This window comes from Mycobacterium sp. NTMscope_MAC_269 (assembly GCF_976985695.1).
This window is the reverse complement of the sequence record NZ_OZ335668.1, coordinates 2,607,554-2,627,124: the sequence shown is the minus strand read 5'-3', so window position 1 is coordinate 2,627,124 and position 19,571 is coordinate 2,607,554. Positions and strand designations below refer to the sequence as shown.

The 19,571-nt window shown below is 66.1% G+C and carries 15 protein-coding genes; 8 read left to right on the top strand and 7 right to left on the bottom strand.

The genetic code is table 11. The annotated features are described in order from the left end of the window. The first annotated feature begins 207 nt into the window (after nucleotides 1–207). The 8 genes from ACZ50Z_RS12205 (at nucleotide 208) to ACZ50Z_RS12170 (ending at nucleotide 7,350) form a co-directional block, all read left to right on the top strand. Complete coding sequence (locus ACZ50Z_RS12205; RefSeq protein WP_464483789.1) at nucleotides 208–1,491, top strand: glutamate-5-semialdehyde dehydrogenase; 1,284 nt, start codon at nucleotides 208–210, stop codon at nucleotides 1,489–1,491. A gap of 35 nt (nucleotides 1,492–1,526) precedes the next feature. Further along, nucleotides 1,527–2,402 carry an AAA family ATPase gene (locus tag ACZ50Z_RS12200; protein WP_464483788.1) on the top strand — a complete coding sequence of 292 codons (876 nt, stop codon included), beginning with the start codon at nucleotides 1,527–1,529 and terminating at the stop codon, nucleotides 2,400–2,402. Between the two features lie 10 nt (nucleotides 2,403–2,412). Continuing rightward, nucleotides 2,413–3,861: a vWA domain-containing protein gene (locus tag ACZ50Z_RS12195; RefSeq protein ID WP_464483787.1), complete on the top strand. Its 1,449-nt coding sequence runs from the start codon at nucleotides 2,413–2,415 to the stop codon at nucleotides 3,859–3,861. 128 nt (nucleotides 3,862–3,989) lie between these two features. After that, nucleotides 3,990–4,658, top strand: a complete 669-nt coding sequence (gene nadD / locus ACZ50Z_RS12190) for a nicotinate-nucleotide adenylyltransferase (RefSeq protein ID WP_464483786.1) — start codon at nucleotides 3,990–3,992, stop codon at nucleotides 4,656–4,658. Then, nucleotides 4,655–5,050, top strand: coding sequence for a ribosome silencing factor (gene rsfS / locus ACZ50Z_RS12185; protein ID WP_464483785.1), 396 nt, complete (start codon nucleotides 4,655–4,657; stop codon nucleotides 5,048–5,050). The genes nadD and rsfS overlap by 4 nt, the downstream gene beginning before the upstream one ends. Beyond that, nucleotides 5,047–5,721 carry a glucosyl-3-phosphoglycerate phosphatase gene (gene gpgP, locus ACZ50Z_RS12180; protein WP_464483784.1) on the top strand — a complete coding sequence of 225 codons (675 nt, stop codon included), beginning with the start codon at nucleotides 5,047–5,049 and terminating at the stop codon, nucleotides 5,719–5,721. Before rsfS ends, gpgP begins: the two co-directional genes overlap by 4 nt. Continuing rightward, complete coding sequence (octT, locus tag ACZ50Z_RS12175; protein ID WP_464483783.1) at nucleotides 5,711–6,511, top strand: diglucosylglycerate octanoyltransferase; 801 nt, start codon at nucleotides 5,711–5,713, stop codon at nucleotides 6,509–6,511. The genes gpgP and octT overlap by 11 nt, the downstream gene beginning before the upstream one ends. 5 nt (nucleotides 6,512–6,516) lie before the next feature. Then, a complete protein-coding gene (locus tag ACZ50Z_RS12170; protein WP_464483782.1) occupies nucleotides 6,517–7,350 on the top strand; it encodes a DegV family protein in 834 nt (277 codons plus the stop codon). Between the two features lie 51 nt (nucleotides 7,351–7,401). On the opposite strand, the gene ACZ50Z_RS12165 is transcribed toward ACZ50Z_RS12170, so the two are convergent. The 7 genes from ACZ50Z_RS12165 to ACZ50Z_RS12135 form a co-directional block, all read right to left on the bottom strand. After that, nucleotides 7,402–10,305, bottom strand: coding sequence for an MMPL/RND family transporter (locus tag ACZ50Z_RS12165; protein WP_464483781.1), 2,904 nt, complete (start codon nucleotides 10,303–10,305; stop codon nucleotides 7,402–7,404). After that, complete coding sequence (locus ACZ50Z_RS12160; RefSeq protein ID WP_464483780.1) at nucleotides 10,302–10,766, bottom strand: MmpS family transport accessory protein; 465 nt, start codon at nucleotides 10,764–10,766, stop codon at nucleotides 10,302–10,304. The genes ACZ50Z_RS12165 and ACZ50Z_RS12160 overlap by 4 nt, the downstream gene beginning before the upstream one ends. Before the next feature lie 165 nt (nucleotides 10,767–10,931). Further along, nucleotides 10,932–11,990, bottom strand: a complete 1,059-nt coding sequence (locus ACZ50Z_RS12155; protein WP_464483779.1) for an NAD(P)H-dependent amine dehydrogenase family protein — start codon at nucleotides 11,988–11,990, stop codon at nucleotides 10,932–10,934. Between the two features lie 83 nt (nucleotides 11,991–12,073). Continuing rightward, nucleotides 12,074–13,840 (bottom strand): AMP-binding protein, encoded by a 1,767-nt coding sequence (locus tag ACZ50Z_RS12150; RefSeq protein ID WP_464483778.1) that lies wholly within the window; start codon nucleotides 13,838–13,840, stop codon nucleotides 12,074–12,076. A gap of 10 nt (nucleotides 13,841–13,850) precedes the next feature. Beyond that, entirely contained in the window at nucleotides 13,851–14,963 is a 1,113-nt protein-coding gene (gene pe / locus ACZ50Z_RS12145; protein ID WP_464483777.1) for an acyltransferase PE, read from the bottom strand. Nucleotides 14,964–15,020: 57 nt separating this feature from the next. Then, nucleotides 15,021–18,023, bottom strand: coding sequence for an MMPL/RND family transporter (locus tag ACZ50Z_RS12140; RefSeq protein WP_464483776.1), 3,003 nt, complete (start codon nucleotides 18,021–18,023; stop codon nucleotides 15,021–15,023). Between the two features lie 97 nt (nucleotides 18,024–18,120). Then, the gene (locus ACZ50Z_RS12135) at nucleotides 18,121–19,542 is read right to left on the bottom strand and encodes a condensation domain-containing protein (RefSeq protein WP_464486205.1); all 1,422 of its coding nucleotides are present in this window, start codon (nucleotides 19,540–19,542) and stop codon (nucleotides 18,121–18,123) included. Nucleotides 19,543–19,571: the final 29 nt, after the last annotated feature.

Here is a 19,571-nt window from a genome sequence, read left to right as displayed (position 1 = left end):
CGCGAGCGCGGCGGAGCCGGGTGAGGCGGGTCGCCACCATTCGGCCTAGTGGCGATCGCGAGCGCGGCGGAGGCGGGCGAAGCGGGTCGCCACCATTCGGCCTAGTGGCGATCGCGAGCGCGGCGGAGGCGGGTGAAGCGCGTCGCCACCATCGGAGATAGATCGGGCCGCGTCACCCGGGCTTTTGGGGCCGGATACCCTGGTTCAATGAGTCTGCAGGCACCATTGCGCAGCGGAGCGACCCAACAGCGGGAGCCTGACTTGCGCCGGGAGGTGCACGACGCCGCCCGCCGCGCGCGCGTCGCCTCCCGTGTGTTGGCGTTGTTGCCGACCGTCGCCAAAGACCAGGCGCTGCGTTCGGCGGCCGAGGCGATCACCGCCCACGCCGAACTGATCCTGTCCGCCAACGCCGACGACGTCGAGGCCGCCCGCGCCGGCGGCACGCCCGCCGCGATGCTTGACCGACTGGCCTTGGACACCAAGCGCGTTGAGGGCATCGCCGCGGGCCTGCATCAGGTCGCCGGGCTGCCCGATCCCGTCGGGGAGGTGTTGCGGGGCTACACCTTGCCCAACGGGTTGCAGCTGCGCCAGCAGCGGGTCCCGCTCGGCGTCGTGGGAATGATCTACGAGGGCCGGCCCAACGTGACCGTCGACGCGTTCGGTTTGGCGCTGAAGTCCGGCAACGCCGTGTTGTTGCGCGGCAGCTCATCGGCGACCAGGTCCAACCAGGCGCTGGTGCAGGTGTTGCGGGCGTCGCTGGTCAGCGAGGACCTGCCCGCCGATGCGGTGCAGTTGCTTTCGTCCGACGACCGCGCCACGGTGACGCATCTGATCCAGGCCCGCGGCCTGGTCGACGTGGTGATCCCGCGCGGCGGCGCGAACTTGATCAACGCGGTGGTCCGCGACGCGCAGGTGCCCACCATCGAGACCGGGGTCGGCAACTGCCACGTATACGTGCACGACGGCGCCGATTTGGATGTGGCGGAGCGGATTCTGCTGAATTCGAAGACGCGCCGGCCGAGCGTCTGCAACGCCGCCGAGACGCTGCTCGTCGATGCCACGATCGCCGAGGAGGCGCTGCCGCGGCTGGTGACCGCGCTGCAAGGCGCCGGTGTGACCGTGCACGGCGGTTTCTCCCAGGACGCGCACGAGGACGATCTGCGGCGCGAGTACTTGTCGATGGACATCGCGGTGGCGGTGGTCGACGGGATCGACGCCGCGATCGCCCACATCAACGAGTACGGCACCGGCCACACCGAGGCCATCGTGACCACCAATATGGCTGCGGCACAACGGTTTACCGATGCCGTCGACGCCGCGGCGGTGATGGTCAACGCGTCCACGGCCTTTACCGACGGGGAGCAGTTCGGTTTCGGCGCCGAAATCGGCATCTCCACCCAGAAATTGCATGCCCGCGGTCCGATGGGGCTCCCCGAATTGACTTCGACCAAATGGATTGCGTGGGGAGACGGACAGACCCGTCCGGCCTGATACCCCGCGGAGAAAGTGTTTTAGGAGAACCGATTGTGAGTGTGCCCGCCCGGTCAAAGCCGCTGTTCGAAGACATCGACGACGTCTCGCGGCGGTTGGCCGAGACCGGCTACCTGCCCGACACCGCGACCGCGACGGCCGTGTTCCTGGCCGACCGGCTCGGCAAGCCGTTGTTGGTGGAAGGCCCGGCCGGCGTGGGCAAGACCGAATTGGCCCGCGCCGTGGCCCAGGCCACCGGGTCAGGCCTGGTCCGCCTGCAGTGCTACGAGGGGGTCGACGAGGCGCGCGCCCTCTACGAGTGGAACCACGCCAAGCAGATCTTGCGCATCCAGGCCGGCTCGGGCGACTGGGACCAGACCAAGGATGACGTGTTCAGCGAGGAGTTCCTGCTGCAGCGTCCGCTGCTGACCGCCATCCGGCGCACCGAGCCCACGGTGCTGCTCATCGACGAGACCGACAAGGCCGACATCGAGATCGAGGGCCTGCTGCTGGAGGTGTTGTCCGACTTCGCCGTGACCGTCCCCGAACTGGGCACGATCACCGCCGAGCGCACACCCCTGGTGGTGCTGACCTCCAACGCCACCCGCGAACTGTCTGAGGCGCTCAAGCGTCGCTGCCTGTTCCTGCACATCGACTTTCCCAGCCCCGACCTCGAACGCCGCATCCTGTTGTCCCGGGTTCCCGAGTTGCCGGCACATCTGGCCGAGGAGCTCGTGCGCATCATCGGCGTGCTGCGCGGGATGCAACTCAGGAAGGTCCCGTCCATCGCCGAGACCATCGACTGGGGTCGCACGCTGCTCGCACTGGGCCTGGACACCATCGACGACGCGGTCGTCGCCGCCACGCTGGGCGTGGTGCTCAAACATCAATCCGACCAGCAGCGCGCGGCCGGCGAGCTGCGGCTGAACTAGGAACCCCGCCATGGCCGCCCGCCGCATCCGACCCTCCCGCCCGCTCGCCCCGCACGGGCTGCCGGGCCATCTGGTCGGATTTGTGGAAGCGCTTCGCGGGGCGGGGATTTCGGTCGGCCCGTCGGAGACGGTGGATGCCGGCCGGGTGATGGCCACCCTCGGCCTGGGTAACCGCGAGGTACTGCGCGAGGGCATCGCGTGCGCGGTGCTGCGCCGCTCGGACCATCGCGAAACCTATGACGCCATGTTCGACCTGTGGTTCCCGGCGGCGCTGGGCGCCCGCGCGGTGGTTACCGAGGACGAGGCAAACGACGCCCCGGACGACAACGCGTTGCCGCCCGACGACGTCGAGGCGATGCGCCAGATGCTGCTGGATCTGCTCGCCGAAAACCCCGACCTCGCCGACATGGACGAGCGTCTGGTGGCGATGATCGCCCGCATCGTCGAGGCCTATGGGAAATACAGCTCCAGCAGGGGCCCGTCCTTCTCGTCGTATCAGGCGCTCAAGGCGATGGCCCTGGACGAACTCGAGGGCAAGCTGCTGGCGGGGCTGCTCGCCTCATACGGCGACGAACCCACGCCCTCCCAGGAGGAGATCGCCAAAGCGCTTGCCGCGCAGCGGATCACCCAGTTGCGCAAGATGGTCGACGCCGAGACCAAGCGGCGCACCGCGGAGCAACTGGGCCGCGATCACGTCCAGATGTACGGCATCCCACAGCTTTCCGAGAACGTCGAGTTCCTGCGCGCCTCCGGTGAGCAGCTGCGCCAGATGCGCCGCGTGGTGGCACCCCTGGCCCGCACCTTGGCGACCAGGCTGGCGGCACGCCGGCGGCGCAGCCGGGCCGGGTCGATCGATCTGCGCAAGACGCTGCGCAAGTCGATGTCCACCGGCGGGGTGCCCATCGACGTCGTGCTGGCCAAGCCGCGCCCGGCGCGGCCGGAACTGGTGGTGCTGTGCGATGTCTCCGGCTCGGTCGCCGGGTTCAGTCACTTCACCCTCCTGCTGGTACACGCTCTGCGCCAACAGTTCTCGCGCGTTCGTGTGTTCGCTTTCATCGACACCACCGACGAGGTGACCCACATGTTCGGGCCGGAGGCCGACCTGGCCGTGGCCATCCAGCGGATCACCCGGGAGTCGGGCGTCTACAGCCGCGACGGCCATTCCGACTACGGCAACGCGTTCGCGTCGTTCGTGCAGGCGTTTCCCAACGTGCTCTCCCCGCGCACCTCGCTGTTGGTGCTGGGGGATGGTCGCACCAACTACCGCAACCCCGAAACCGAGCTGCTGTCCCACATGGTGACCGCCAGCCGGCACGCGCACTGGCTGAATCCCGAGCCCAGGCATCTGTGGGGAAGCGGCGACTCGGCAGTGCCGCGCTATCAAGAGGTCATCGCGATGCACGAATGCCGGTCCGCCAAGCAACTGGCCGCGGTGATCGACCAGCTGCTGCCCGTGTGAGGGTTTCTCCGGGCGTTGTCGCGCGGAAGTGGGCACCAAGGCATGCCGGACGGGGCGGGGACTGATGTGGCGCATGTGGCAACAGCTAGGCCATGCCCCCATCCCCGCCTCAAGTAAGCTGGCACATCGTGCAAAAGCAGCTTCGCAGGTTAGGAGTGATGGGTGGGACGTTCGACCCCATCCATTACGGCCACCTGGTCGCCGCCAGTGAGGTCGCCGACCTGTTCGACCTCGACCAAGTCGTGTTCGTGCCCAGCGGTCAGCCCTGGCAGAAGGATCGGCACGTCTCCGCCGCCGAGGACCGGTATCTGATGACGGTGATCGCCACGGCGTCCAATCCCCGTTTCTCGGTCAGTCGGGTCGACATCGACCGCGGCGGCCCCACCTACACCAAGGACACCCTGCGCGATCTGCACGCCCTCAACCCCGACTCGGAGCTGTACTTCATCACCGGCGCCGACGCGCTGGCCTCGATCCTGTCCTGGCAGGGCTGGGAGACCCTGTTCGAGCTGGCGCACTTCATCGGGGTGAGCCGGCCCGGTTACGAGCTGCGGCGCGAACACATCACCGGGGTGTTGGGTGAGCTCCCCGACGACGCCCTGACCCTGGTGGAGATACCGGCACTCGCGATCTCGTCGACCGATTGCCGTGGGCGTGCGGCGCAGCGGCGACCGCTGTGGTACCTGATGCCCGACGGCGTCGTGCAGTACGTCTCCAAGCGCCGGCTCTACCGCGCCGACGCGGGACCGGCGGTGGCCGTGAACGAAACCAGCCTGACCCCAGGGGATCTCTCATGAGCGCCACGCAGGAAGCCATCGACATGGCGGCGGTGGCCGCCGGCGCCGCCGCCGCAAAGCTCGCCGACGACGTCGTCGTCATCGACGTCTCCGCCCAGCTCGCCATCACCGACTGCTTCGTGATCGCCTCGGCGTCCAACGAGCGACAGGTCAACGCCATCGTCGACGAGGTCGAGGAGAAGATGCGCAAGGCGGGATACAAACCCGCGCGCCGCGAGGGCACCCGCGAAGGCCGTTGGACGCTGCTGGACTATCGCGACATCGTCGTGCACATTCAGCACCAGGACGATCGTGACTTCTATGCCCTGGACCGGCTGTGGAGCGACTGCCCGGTGGTGCCGGTGGACCTGGACGAGCGCGGCGGGGACTCCGAAGACGCGAGCGCGCCATGAAGATTCGTCGGCTGATCATGTTGCGGCACGGGCAAACCGAGTTCAACGCGGGCAGCCGCATGCAGGGTCAGCTCGATTCCGAACTCAGCGAACTCGGGCGGGCGCAGGCTATCGCGGCCGCCGAGGTGCTGGGCAAGGTGCAGCCGTTGCTGATCGTGTCGTCGGATCTGCATCGCGCCTATGACACCGCGGTCAGGTTGGGGGAGCGGACCGGCTTGGCGATCCGGGTCGATCAGCGGCTGCGGGAGACGCATCTGGGCGACTGGCAGGGATTGACCCACACCGAGGTCGACGCGCAGGCACCCGGCGCCCGGCTGGCGTGGCGCGAGGACGCCACGTGGGCCCCGCATGGCGGCGAAAGCCGGGTGGACGTCGCGGCGCGCAGCGTGCCGCTGGTCGCCGAATTGGTGTCCGGGGAACGGGAATGGGGCGACCCCCACGGACCGGATCGCCCGGTGGTGCTGGTGGCCCACGGGGGACTGATCGCCGCGCTGTCGGCCGCGTTGCTCAAGCTTCCCGTCGCCAACTGGCCAATTCTGGGTGGCATGGGCAACGCCAGCTGGGTTCAGCTTTCCGGTCATTCCGGCGACGAGGGCGACGAGTTCGAGAACATCCGCTGGCGTCTTGATGTGTGGAACGCCTCGGCACAGGTGTCCAACGATGTCCTCTGAGCAGCGGCACAGGCCGACACTGCTGATTTTCGCCGACTCGCTGGCCTACTACGGTCCCACCGGAGGGCTGCCCGCCGACGATCCTCGCATCTGGCCGAACATCGTTGCCGCCCAATTGGGTTGGGATGTGGAGCTGATCGGCCGCATCGGCTGGACGTGCCGGGACGTCTGGTGGGCGGCGACCCAGGACCCGCGGGCGTGGGCCGCGCTACCGCGCGCGGGCGCCGTCATCTTCGCCACCGGGGGAATGGATTCGCTGCCCTCGGTGCTGCCCACCGCGCTGCGTGAGCTGATCCGCTACGTGCGCCCGCCCTGGCTGCGACGCTGGGTCCGCGACGGCTACGGGTGGCTGCAGCCCAGGCTCTCCCCGGTGGCCAGGCCCGCGCTGCCGCCGCACCTGAGTGCCGACTATCTCGAACAGACCCGTGGCGCAATCGATTTCAACCGTCCCGGGATTCCGATCGTGGCGTCGCTGCCGTCGGTGCACATCGCCGACACCTACGGTAGGGCACACCGCGGCCGGGCGGGCACCGTGGCCGCGATCACCGAATGGGCGCAAAAACACGATGTACCCCTGGTCGATCTCAAAGCCGCTGTCGCAGAACAGGTCATGAGTGGTCGGGGAAATCCTGACGGGATCCATTGGAATTTCGAGGCCCACCAGGCGGTCGCGGAGCTGATGCTCAAGGCGCTCGCCGAGGCCGGCGTGGCGACGATGCAGAGCGCGCAGCGCGATGAGGAGGAGCCGCGCAATCAGCCCGGCGTGGCCAACGAGAAGCCACGCGGGTAGCGCTCGTGACCGTAATTGTGGTGACCGACTCGTCGGCCCGGCTGCCGGCCGACCTGCTCGACAAGTGGGGGATCCGCGTCGTTCCCCTGCACATCCTGCTCGACGGCAACGATCTGCGTGACGGTGTGGACGACATTCCGGGTGACATCCACAAGCTGGCGGCGACCACCGCGGCGGCCACCCCGGCCGAACTCGCCGACGCGTACCAGCAGGCGTTGGCCGACAGCGGAGCCGACGGCGTTGTGGCCGTGCATATTTCGTCGGCACTGTCGGGCACCTGCCGGGCCGCCGAGCGCACCGCGGCCGACCTGGATCCCAACGTTCGGGTCGTCGACTCGAAATCGGCCGCGATGGGCACCGGCTTCGTCGCCCTGGCCGCCGCCCGGGCCGCCGCCGACGGTAAAGACGTCGACGCCGTCGCGGACGCCGCGCGCGCGGCCGTGGCACGCGGGCACGCTTTCATCGTGGTGCACCGGCTGGACAACCTGCGCCGCAGCGGACGCATCGGCGGGGCGGCGGCGTGGCTGGGCACCGCGCTGGCGCTCAAACCGTTGCTGCGTATCGACGACGGGAAACTCGTTCTGGCCCAACGGGTCCGCACTGTCAGTCACGCGACGGAGGCGATGATCGACCGGGTCTGCCAGGTCGTCGGCGACGGCGCTGCCGCGCTGGCGGTGCACCACGTCAACAACCCCGACGGCGCCGCCGAGGTGGCCGCGGCGCTGGGCAAGCGGCTACCGGCGTGTGAGCCGGCGATCGTCACCGAGCTGGGACCGGTGCTGGCGCTGCACGTCGGCGCCGGGGCGGTCGCGGTGAGCGTGGCGCTCGCGCCACGCTAGTGGCGATCGCAAGCGCGGTGTAGCCGGGCGCGGCGGGTCGCCACCATCGGATTAGGTGGCGCGCACCGGCCGTCGCGCGTTATCGCCGCGCGGGTGCACCACCTGCGGCCACCAGAACCACCGCCCGAGCAACGTGGCGATCGACGGCATCAGCAACGTACGCACGATCAGCGTGTCGAGCAGCAGACCGATGCAGACGGTCGACCCGAACTGACCCAGCACCCGCAGATCGCTGCCCAGCATGGACGCCATGGTGAAGGCGAACACCAGACCCGCGGCCGTCACCACACCACCGGTCCCGGCCATCGACCGGATGATCCCGGTCTTGAGGCCGTGATGGATCTCTTCCCTGAACCGGGACACCAGCAGCAGGTTGTAGTCGGATCCCACCGCCAGCAGGATGATGACCGCCAGCGCCATCACGATCCAGTGGATATTGATGCCGAACAAATCCTGCCAAATCAGCACGGACAGACCGAAGGACGCCGCGATCGAGCTGGCAGCGGTGCCGACGATGACCAGCGCGGCCACCACGCTTCGGGTCAGCAGCAGCATGATCATGAAGATCAGCGTCAGTGACGCGATGACGGCAATCATCAGGTCGTACTTCTCACCGTCGGCCATGTCCTTGAACGTCGCGGCGGTTCCGCCCAGATACACCTTGGCGTCGGCCAGCGAGGACTGCTTCAGCGCCTCCTGCGCGGCGGTGCGCTCGGCCGCCACCCGTTCAATTCCTTCCGGCGTCATCGGATCGTCCTGGTGGGTGATGAAGAATCGCGCCGACTTACCGTCCGGGGACAAGAACATGCGCAGACCCGTCTGGAAGTCGGGGTTGTCAAAGGCTTCTGGTGGCAGGTAGAAGAAGTCGTCGTTCTTCGACTGATCAAAGCTCTGCCCCATGACGATCCCGGTGTTGCTCATCGCCTCCATCTGGTCGATCATCGCCTTGAACGTCTGGTAGAGCGTCAGCGTGATGCCCCTGGTCGTTTTCAAAGTGGCGATCAGCGTGGGAAACAGCTCGGTCAGGTCGCGTGATGCTTTGGCGGTGTGCGTGATGTCGGTCGTCAGATAGTGGAACTGCTCGGCCAATTGGTCGAACCCGTCGAACGTGTCGAACAAAGACCGCAGCCCGATGCACACCGGAATGTCGTAGCAGTGCTTCTCCCAGTAGAAGTACGTGCGGACCGGCCGGAACGTGTCGTCGAAATCGGCGATGTGGTCGCGCAGGCTGTCGGTGATCTGCGACGTCACCTGCGTGGTCTTGGCGCTGTCGTCGGCGGCGTTCGCCAAATCGAGCGACACCTCGTATTGGCGCTGTGTCGTGTCGATCTGGGTCTGCAGGTCATCGGCCATCTTGAGGATGTCGTTCATACGCTCTTTGAGGAAGCCCATGTTCTGCATCGTCGTCTGGCTCTGGACACTGTTCTGAAATGGAATCGAGCTGTGCTGGATGGGAATTCCCAGCGGCCGGGTGATGTCCTGAACCATGGCGATGCCGAGCGTGCGCATCTCGTTTTTCGCCACCCGGTCCAACACCAGCATGTCGGCCGGGTTTCGCATGTCATGGTTGGCTTCGACCATCAACAAGTCAGGGTTCATCCGGGCCTCGGAGAAGTGCCGGTTCGCGGCCTCTTGCCCTTGATTGGCTGGGGCTGACAACGGCAGGTAGTGCCGATCGTTGTAGCTGGGCTTGAAGCCCGGCAGCGCCACCATGCCGACCAGCACGATCGCGGCACTGACGGCCAAAATGGGTGCGGGCCAACGCACGACCGCGGTACCCACCCGGCGCCACAGTCGCCCTCGCTTCGCCTGCCTTTCGAAGAGGTGGAAGCGACTGCCGATGAAAACGACCGCCGGACCGAGGGAAAGCCCGGCGAGCACCACGACCAGCATGCCGATCGCCACCGGCGCGCCCATAGTGTTGAACCAGGGCAGCCGGGTAAAACTCAGGCAGTAGGTGGCTCCCGCGATCGTCAGTCCGGAGCCCAGGACGACCGGGGCGACGCCCTTGAATGTGGTGTAGTAAGCGGTTTCTCGGTCCTCGCCGGCGGCCAACGCTTCTTGATATCGCCCGACGAGGAAGATGCCGTAGTCGGTTCCCGCGGCAATCGCCAGCATGGTGAGGATGTTGGCGGCGAACGTGGTGAGCCCAAATGCGTTGTTATAGGCCAGAACCGCGACGACACCCCGCGCGCACGCCAGCGCCACGAAGGTCATGAAAAGCTGGATCAGCGTCGTGACGATCGACCGGTAGACCAGCAGCAGCATGATCGCGATCGCGCCCAGGGTGAACAGCGTGATCTTGGCCAGGCTGGCATTACCGATGATGTGCATGTCGTCGGACAGCGCCGCGGGACCGGTGACATAGGCCTTCACACCGGGTGGCGCCTTGTTCTCGTCGATGACCTTGCGGACGGCGTCCACGGAATCGTTGGCCTGCGTGGTGCCCTGATTACCGGCGAGATTCACCTGCACGTACGCGCCCTTGGCGTCGGCGCTCTGCGCTCCCGCGGCGGTCAGGCGGTCGCCCCAGAAGTCCTGGATGTGCTGGATGTGCGCGGGATCCTTGCGCAGGTCTCGGATCAGCTTGTCGTAATACTTGTGCGCATCCGGGCCCAGCGGCTGCTGACCCTCCAGGACGATCATCACAGTGCTGTTCGAGTTGAATTCGTGGAAGTTACTGCCCAGGCGCATCATCGCCTTCATCGACGGCGCGTCCAGGGGAGTCATCGGCGCCGAATGCGCCTCGCCGACCACTTCCAGGGAGGGGACCAGGACGTTCACCAAAACCGTTATCACGACCCAGCCCAGGATGATCGGGATCGCAAAGATGCGGATCGCATGGGGGAGGTAGGGGCGGTGGCCGCGCTCGGCCTTGGACAGGCCCCCCGCTTTGATGGGGCCGGTATCGGCGGCGCTCAGGTCGCGTTCGGTCTCGTTGTTCACATTGCTCATGCGGACTTCACCAAGCAGAAGGTCTGGGCGTTATGGCCGTCGGAGTTCTGGTTGTCGCGGACGACGCCGTCCACGGTGATCTTGCAGTTGATCGTGCTGCCGTTGCTTTGCGCCATGATGTTGGCGCTCACCGAGGGCAGCGTGGTCGAAATCGTGGTCGACCATGGCAGCGGGGCGTTGTTGACCTGATGTGTGTTGGCGTTTTCGTCCCAGTAGTTGATGTTCGCCGTGGTGCCCGGGGCGCCGGAAATCTCGTAGACGACGACCTTCGGGTTGAACTGCACGATTTCGATTCCCTTGCCGGCGTTCGCGTTGAGATCTTCTGAGCCGAAGAGCTTGTGCAGCCGCGACACCACGAGTGCAGACAAAGCCAGAACGACCACCAGCAGCAGCGGAATCCACCCACTTTTCAGCGCGCGGGTCAAGACGCCGGGGCGAGGACCTGATTTCGGATCAGCCATCACCTGACCGCCTTTCGCCCACCGCTTCGGGCCTTGCCGCAAAGCTCACCAACCATCGCCGACGACACCGATGTCAACGGAAAATTTGCTCAGCTAGGCATCCTAACCTTAGTGCACGCAAGCGTTCCTCCTGGGGGCCGCCGCGTGTGGCGAACGGCATATCCCCTATTGGGCGAGACGGCCGGTCACCGGCGGCAAATCCGCGAGCGTCACGATGCCCGGCCGGGCCGCCACCACCGCCGGGACGGCATTGGTCACGGGCATCGCGGTGTAGATCATTCCCAATCCCATGAACCCGGGCTCCGTCCAGTCTTTGGGCGGCAGACAGTGCAGAACGGTCCGCATGTTGGGCAGCCCGAACACCTGAATGACGTGCCCGTGCTCGAGCGGTTTGGGCGGGACGACGTGGCTGCCCATGGTCCAGTTGAATCCGACGCTGACAACGTTGCGATCGCCGACCCAGGCGCGGTGGTATCCATAGACGCTGCCCACGGTTCCGGCGGGGATTTTCATGAACCCCAGATCGGAGTCACCAGTCGCCGCGGTGAACGTGACGTCGAAGGTCATCTTGTCCAGCTTCGCCCCGATCGCGTCGGCCATCATCGCCGCCGACTCGGCGAAGACCTCGCTTTCCCGCCGCACGTTTTCGGCCAGGCCCGGGGTGTCGGGGTCTTGCGAAAACCCCATGGCCGTTTGGGTTTCCGCCGATTCGTAGGTCGAGCAGTCCACCGACTCGGTGATTCGGATCTCGTCGACGCGCTCACAGGATGCGGACAGCACCATGCCGACCATGTTGGTCATGCCCGGGTGCGCGCCGCTGCCGAAGATCGTCGACTTGCCCTTCTGACAGGCGTCCTCGATGCGTCGACGGTCGTCGGGCGTCTGCTTGCCGCCGGTGATCCACGCCGCGCTGGTGCACACGTTGACTCCCGATTCCAGCAGTCGCACCAGCTCGTCGACGCTGGGCCACAGCGGGTTGTAGCAACACGCGTCGGCGCCCAGGGCGAGCAGCGCGTCGATGTCGTTGGACGCTTGCACCCCGGTCGGTTCCGGCCAGCCCGCCAGCTCGGCGGCGTCCACGCCGACCTTGTCCTCGCCGTGCGCGTACACGCCGACCAGTTCCATGTCGGGGCGCCCGATGATGGCGTGCAGCGAGCGCCGCCCGATGTTCCCGGTCGTCCACTGGATGACGCGTAGGGGACGGTCAGTGCTGGTGGTGCTCATCGTGGCTCCTTTGCCGCTGCGGGGGGTGGAACCATTATGCGAAGCGCGCTTCCGGTCGGCGCGCGCGCGTCCACCGCTGCGGTTCAGGCGTCCAAGCGGGCGAATTGCTGCTGGCTGTACTGCTCCACACACGCGGCGCGCCGAATCTTGCCGCTGGTCGTGGTGGGAATGGATCCGGGCGAGACCAGGACGAGGTCCCCGACATTGACGCCGTGCGTATTGGAAATCGCGGAGGTGACGTCGGTCTTGACGGAGGTGAGCCAGTGCCTATCGTCCTGGGCCTCCTCGGTGGAACCGCCCCGCTTCTTGAGCTCGATGACGGTGACCAGCTTTTCGGTACTGTTCACCGGAACCGATATCGCCGCGACCCGACCGCCCGTGATCTCTTGGACCGTCGCCTCGATGTCCTCGGGATAGTGGTTGCGCCCGCGGATGATCAGCAGATCCTTCATGCGGCCGACGATGAACAGCTCACCCGAGTGGATGAAACCCAGGTCGCCGGTTCTCAGCCAGGGGCCGTCGGGCGTCCCCGGCGACGGGTCGACGAGGGTGGCGCCGAAGCAGCGCTGCTCGGAGGGCGGCTTGCGCCAGTAGCCGTCGGCGACGTTCTCGCCATGCACCCAGATTTCGCCGATCGCGTCCGGCGGGCATTCGCGGCTGGTCTCGCTGTCGACGATCCGCAGCGTGGGCGACTGCGGCACCCTGTACCTGACGAGCGACGCAGCCTTCCCAGCCTTCCCAGCATTGCCGGACGAGCACGGCCGGACGCGGCCCGCGCCCAGTTCGTCGACGTCGAAGTGGGCCGCCGGCGCGGATTCACTCCAGGTGCCGGTCGCCACGAAGACGGTGGCCTCCGCCAAACCGTATGACGGGCGCATCATGTGGTCGCGGAAATTGAAGTGCGCGAACCGATCCACGAAGCGGTGCAAGGTGGCGGGCTCGACGCGCTCGGCGCCGCTGATGATGCCCAGCACGTCGCCGAGGTCCAGCCCGGCCAGGTCTTTGTCGGTGGTCTTGCGGGCGGCCAAGTCGAAGGCGAAGTTGGGCGCGGACGACCACGCGCGAGGATTTTCGGCCAGCGCCCGCAGCCACCTGGCCGGCCTCTCCAAGAACCCGACCGGGCTCGTCAGCTCGGCGCGGTGGCCGCTCAGGATGGGCGCGCAGACTCCCAGCACGAGACCCATGTCGTGGTAGAAGGGCAGCCACGACACGATCGTGGCCTGCGACGGGATGGTGGTTCCGAAGTCGACGAAAAAGCTGCGCATCAGCTGTGCGAAATTCGCCTCGAGATTCCGATGCGAGATCATCACCCCGGTCGGCGTCCGGGTCGAACCCGAGCTGTACTGCAAATACGCGACGCTGGGCAAATCGTCCGTCGGAACGCTCGTTTCGCCTTCGCCATCGAGGTTCATCGAATCGATTTCGACGATCTTGGGGACATCGTCCATGCGCGCCTGATCGACATATTCGGCGACGTCTTCCGCGACGTCGGACGTCGTGAGAACCACCGACGGCGAGGTGTCGGCGAGGACCGCGCCTACCCGCTCATCGCTCGAGCCGCGATGCGGTAGCGGCAGCGGAACGGCGATGAGCCCGGCCTGCATGGACCCCAGGAACGCCGCGACGTAATCCATGCCCTGGGGCGCCAGGATCACCGCCCTGTCCCCGATCGACCCGTGCGGGCCGAGGTCGCGCGCCACATTGAGCGTTCGGCGCGATACTTGCGACCACGTGAGCGTCTCGCGCACGCCAGCCCAGTCGTGCTGATAGTCGGTGAACGTGTAGGCCACTTCGTGGGGCCGCAGGCTGGCACGTCCGTGCAGCATGGAGAGGATCGATGACTGAGACATAGGCGCGTGCTCAGTCGGTGCCGGGGGACAGCGCGGACATGGCACCGCTGAGGATCTGTGTAAGCGGGTCGCCACTGCCGAGTGCCGCTTGGTTGACTGGGGCGATGACTTCGGCCGGGTCGAAGCCGTGCACCGGATCCACCTGGACCGGAGCGGTCGACGGGTCGTCGTTGCGCGCGTAACCCGCATTCACCCGGGGAATCAGGATCGCGTCGAGCTTGTTCAGCGTGTCCTCGTCAATCCCGACGTATTTGAGCGGCATGACGAGCGGGAGGTGCTTTTCCGGAACCATGATCGTCGTGTCTTTCGCGCCCCTGGAGTTGATCGTTGTTCTGATGTTCTGCGGCGGCACCATGCTCGGGTTCGTGAAGGCCACCGCCGTGTGACCGGTGGCCAGGCCCAGCAGCGTGTTCGCGAGGGCGAACATGTTGTCCGGCCGGTCTGGGAAGTCGGCGATCAAGTCGTAGGACGCCACGAACCTGTTTGTGTCGTACTGGCTCTCGTACTGGGGCGGCATGGTGTAGTCCAGTGCGGGGACGACGCTGCCGACGGGGAACATGGCGGTCAGGAAGCTCTGACCGAAGGCATGGTGCCCGATCGGGTCGCCGAATGTGGCGAAGTTCAGTTTGTCCGGCGGGGGAGCGGTCGGGTCATTTGCCAGCCGCGCCTGCTCGCCGTCGACCACAAACCCACCCTCGGACAAGCCGATGGCCGTGCCCGGGCGGCCGGTGCGGACCGCCGCATCGAGGTTGTCTATTCCCTCGACGACCGACTCGCCGATGCTGGGCCCGTCCACGCCCAGGCCCGGGAATTGCTCATCGAGCTTGCCGATGCCCGGGAAGAGCCGCTCCAGCACGTGCCCCTGAATCTGACCCGCCGGGTAGGGGACGATCTCGCGCTTCTGGCCGGGGAACCAATGGGCGCCCTCTTGGCGGATGTATTCGTCGTAGGGGATGCCCGCAACGTGAGCGCCTCCGAGGGCGAACGCCGTCTGGTCGCCGGGTGCCCCCGGGGTCGGTGGGCCGCCGATGGGCGACTCGTCGGCCGTCGCGGTATTGACGCCGAAACACCCTGTGGCACCGACGGTTACCAGCGCCGTCACTCCCGCGAGTAGTTTCTTCATCCCTACTCCTGACCGGTCGGATTCGCCTCGTAGTCTCACATACATCATGTGCGGGTGCTAACCGGGCTGCGGCTCGGCGCGTCCGCTCGGCGACCGCGCGCTCCCTCGGGAAGGCCACCAGTTCGCCCGTCCGACCAGCGCGGCGATGGCGGGGACCGTGATGGTGCGCACCAAGAAGGTGTCCAGCAAAATTCCCACCCCGATCACGAAACCGCCCTGGACCACGGTGCTGATGCTGGAGAACAACAGGCCGCACATCGAGGCGGCGAAGATCAGACCCGCCGCGGTGATCACACCGCCCGTCGAGCCGAGCGTCCGGATGATGCCGTACCGCATGCTGTGCGGAGACTCCTCCCGCATTCGGGAGACGAGCAGCATGTTGTAGTCGGCTCCCACCGCGACCAACACCACGAATGCGAGCGGGGGCACGCTCCAATGCAATTGCTGGTCCAACAGGTATTGAAATACGAGCACGCCGATACCCACCGCGGACAAATACGAAATGACCACGGAAGCAACCAGATACAGCGGCGCGACAATCGCACGCAGCAGCGCGATCAGGGTGAACAGCACGACCATAAGCGTGACCGCGATGATGAACCGAATATCGTGCTGGTAGTAGTCACGCGTGTCCTTCAGGGCGACGGTATATCCCGCCATCGACACCGTGGCGTCCGCCAATGCGGTATTCGGCTGGGCCCCGCGCGCGGCCGCGGTGATCGCGTTGACCTGATCCATCGCTTCGGTGCTGAACGGATTCAGTTTGGTTTGAACCAAATACCGCACCGAGTGGCCGTCCGGCGAAATGAATACCTTGGCCGCCTTCTGGAACTGCTCTAACTGCAGCAGCTGGGGTGGGATATTGAACCCGGCCATTGCCGGATGTGCGGCATCGCGTTTCAGCGACAACAGAAACGCCGCCGACTCGTTGAGCCCGCTGCCGAGCTGCTTGAGTTGGTCGACGAGTTGAGCCACCGCGTCGGCCACCTGGCGGCTGCCTCCGGCTAATCGGTTTGCGCCGTCTTGCACGGTGTTCAGATTTGTTTGCATGCCACCGGGTTTGTCCAGCCCCATGGAGTGCAGCACCTTGGTGAGCTTCGCCAGCGAAGCGCGCACCCGATCGGTCGACGCCTTGAGGGCCCGTTTGTCCGGGGCCTGCTGCAGTCGATGGGCCAGCTCGTTGATCGCGTCGAGGTCCGCTTGATTTTGCGGGCCGACCAGCTGCTCGAATGCCCCGCGGGTGTCGCTGCACGACGGATCGACATCGCACCTCGGGTTACCCTGCAGCGCCGCCAGCACCGGGCCTATCCAGGCGAAGACGTTCTTGGCCGCGGAGAAGTTCCAGCCCATCGAGTTGCTGATCGCGTTGACGTGGTCGACGAGTTGGGCCGCGATGTCGACCTGTTTCACCAGCGCGTCGCCGGTGTACTGGCTCTTCGCCGACGAGAAGGCGCTCTCCAGCTCCTGCACGCTAGCGGCAAGCTGAACGACCTGGCCTCGCACGTTGCCGAGGTTGTCGGCCAGCGTGCCCGCGCCGGCGACCAGCCGGTTGAGGTCGTTGGTGTGGTCCTTGATCAGGGTGGACCCGTCCGCCAGCAGGGTGCCGATGGCGCCCGCCTGATAGGTCGCCCGGAATTGTTCCGGCACATTGCCGGTGGGGCGGGTGATGCCGCTGACCGCAGCGACATTCGGCAGTTGGCTGACCCGGTCCGCCATCTGTTCCAGGTCCGCGAGGGCCTTGGGCGTGCGCAGGTCGTGCGGCGATTGGACCAGGATGTATTGCGGAATGGACTGATTCACCGGGAAATGGCGATCCAGTGCGGTGTACCCGATGGAACTCGGCGCGGAAGGCCGCAGGGCCTTGCGATCGTCGTAGTTGTAGCGCACCAGGCCGGCGCAGCTGGCCAGGACGATCAACACCAGCACGCTGGCAACCAGATTGACCTTCGGCCGCCGCACGATGCGGATGCCCGAGCGCCGCCAGAATCGCGCGGTCAGTTCGCGCCGGGGTTTGACCCAGCCGCGCCGCCCCGCAAGCACCAGGACGGCCGGCAGCAACGTCAGCGCGGCGAGGAATGCCACACCGATCCCGATTGCCGCCGACGCCCCGACCGTCTTGAACACGCCCATCCGGGCGAAGCTGATCAGCAGGAAGGTGATCCCGACGGTGGCCGCCGACGCGGCGATCACTTTGCCGATCGAGAACATCGCGCGCCTGACCGCCTCATCGGACTTGGCACCCGACCGCAAATAGTCGTGGTACCGGCTGATGAGAAAGACCGCGTAATCCGTTCCGGCCCCGGCCATTATGGCGCTCAGGAAGACGACGGACTGATTCGAGACACCCGAACCGGTGAGCTGCGAGTAGCCCGCTACCACCGCCTGCGCGATCACCAGGGATGCGCCGATCGTCAGCAACGGCAGCAGCATGGTGACCGCGCTGCGGTAGATCACCAGCAGCACGACGAGCACCAGAACCGCGATCGCCAGCTCAATGGGCATCCGATCCCGAGCGCCCGCGACCGTGAGGTCGGCGACGGTCGCCGCGGGCCCGGTGAGGTTGACCGTCAGCGGCGTGCCGGATTGTTGCAAGACGCGTTTGACGATGTCATCGATCCGGTTGAACGCGGCGTACGAGCGGGGAGTGCCCAGCTCGCCCGCGACGCCGACCGGAAGCACCCAGGCCTTGTGGTCTTTGCTGGTCACCGCCGAGCGCAGGGCCGGTGTGCTGACGAAATCCTGCAGCATCACGACGTCGCGCGTGTCCTGGCGCAGCGCGTTCACCAGCTTGCGGTAGGTGGCTTCGTCGGCCGGGCCCAGGCCGTTGTCGTTGGTCAGGACCACCAACAAGAGGTTTTCTGAGCCCGATTCGTGAAATGCCGCGGTCATTTCTCGGGCGGTGACACTCGACGGCGCATCGCCGGGCAGGATGGCGAGCGGATGCTTCTCGGCCATCTCGCTCAGCGATGGGAAAGTCAGCGGCAGCGCGACCGCAATCGTGACCCAGATCCCGATCACTGCCCAGGGCCACCGCACCACAAAATCGGCTAGCCGTCGCATACCGCCCTCACCCCCGGCCGGCGGCAACGCGGCCGCACTCGACCGGGCCCGGTCAAACCACGCGATGTCGCATCACGTGCCATCGAAGTGCTCCACGCTACGCGACGCGTCCCCAGCTCCCGCTGCCGGCGACCCGCACACATACCGACTTCATCGCTTCCATATAGCGGACAACCGATTTCCGGGCGACCGGGTTGTCCGGATGCATGATCGCCATGACCGTGCCCTCCCCGTACCGGAATATATAAATGGTCAGCTGGTGGGAATACCGGCCGTCCGGGTAGATCCCGATATTGTTCGCAAGCCCCAAGTCGGCGGCAGCAAGAATGGCGTTGAGGGGCGCGGCGCCGCCATGAAAGAAGTTCGACACCGGAAAGTTTGATTGCGGCCAGCGCAACCACGGCGCCAGTTCCAACACGCGGTAGTAGGGCACCTTCGCCATATCCAGGCTGTTATCGAAAGAAGCCTGCGCCGACCACGCGGCATCGCCGAAAGAGGCAGCCGCTATCGGCACGGTGATCGGAATCAAGCCGGTAAACCAGCCCTGCGTCATGAAATTGTCGGTGCCTTTGCGCGAATCCCGCGGAGTAAGCCCGTAATACGTCAGAGCGCCCGTGAATTCGTGCTCCACCAAAGCGAGGCAGGCGAACAGGCCCCCGACAAAGCGCGCGCCCGCCGCCGCGCACGCCGATTCGAATCGCTCCGTCTGCGCGACATCCATCAGCAGTAATGAGGTCATGTCGCTGCTGCTCGATTCCCGCGGGTTGCCCAGCGGCAGCGGGAATTCGGGAAAGCCCCCATTATTGTTCTCGGCGAAGTCAATCCACGCGCGCACCTCGGGCGAATCAAGGGTCAGTGTCGATGTGTATTCGCGTTCGCGGATGCAGAAATCGTCGAAGCTGCCGGCATCGGGAAGAGTAAGGGCCTCACCGCCCCCGCTCAACGCCGTGTACATGCCGTTGGCCTCCATCATCGTGGTGCCGATCAGCGTCGCGTCCCCGTGGACATGGTCCATGGCCGCGAAGAAGGTGAAATGGCCCTCGCTCTGGATGATCCCGAAGGTGAAACAACCCCATTCCAGCGGATTTGGTATGGCCACCACGTGAGCGTGTATCTCGTCCGCCGTCATCTCGCCGTGCTCGACCGGGGCGAACTCGATGTCGCCAGGATCGTTGAGAGTGTGCCTGACGAACTCTGAGTCACCGGTGTCCTCGAACCAACTGCGAAACGTGTCGTGCCGGCGCAGGTACGCGTTGACGGCGTGGTCCATCGCGGCAATGTCGCACGTCCCGGCTACCTCACACGTGGCGATGATCTGCCGTGAGAAGTTCAGCCCGGCGGCCGTGCGTTCACGGTAGTTCCGAAGATGTTGGGCCTGCATGTAACTGACCGGCACCGAGCTGACCGGGGCTTGTCGGGCCTTTTCGGTGGCCGCGGCGGTCGGCTGCCATGAGGTGACCGAGCCAGGGGTCAGCGTCCAATCATCGAGTGAGCCGATCGTGATCTTCCCGATGCGCAAAGCTTCGTCCTCCTGGGTTTGAACGTCGG

Bases quoted from the DNA above. Each gene is read 5' to 3' on its own strand.
- ACZ50Z_RS12205 (WP_464483789.1), top strand. From the start codon at position 208: ATGAGTCTGCAGGCACCATTGCGCAGCGGAGCGACCCAACAGCGGGAG.
- ACZ50Z_RS12195 (WP_464483787.1), top strand. From the start codon at position 2,413: ATGGCCGCCCGCCGCATCCGACCCTCCCGCCCGCTCGCCCCGCACGGG.
- rsfS (WP_464483785.1), top strand. From the start codon at position 4,655: ATGAGCGCCACGCAGGAAGCCATCGACATGGCGGCGGTGGCCGCCGGC.
- gpgP (WP_464483784.1), top strand. From the start codon at position 5,047: ATGAAGATTCGTCGGCTGATCATGTTGCGGCACGGGCAAACCGAGTTC.
- octT (WP_464483783.1), top strand. From the start codon at position 5,711: ATGTCCTCTGAGCAGCGGCACAGGCCGACACTGCTGATTTTCGCCGAC.
- ACZ50Z_RS12165 (WP_464483781.1), bottom strand. From the start codon at position 10,305: ATGAGCAATGTGAACAACGAGACCGAACGCGACCTGAGCGCCGCCGAT.
- ACZ50Z_RS12160 (WP_464483780.1), bottom strand. From the start codon at position 10,766: ATGGCTGATCCGAAATCAGGTCCTCGCCCCGGCGTCTTGACCCGCGCG.
- ACZ50Z_RS12155 (WP_464483779.1), bottom strand. From the start codon at position 11,990: ATGAGCACCACCAGCACTGACCGTCCCCTACGCGTCATCCAGTGGACG.
- ACZ50Z_RS12150 (WP_464483778.1), bottom strand. From the start codon at position 13,840: ATGTCTCAGTCATCGATCCTCTCCATGCTGCACGGACGTGCCAGCCTG.
- pe (WP_464483777.1), bottom strand. From the start codon at position 14,963: ATGAAGAAACTACTCGCGGGAGTGACGGCGCTGGTAACCGTCGGTGCC.
- ACZ50Z_RS12140 (WP_464483776.1), bottom strand. From the start codon at position 18,023: ATGCGACGGCTAGCCGATTTTGTGGTGCGGTGGCCCTGGGCAGTGATC.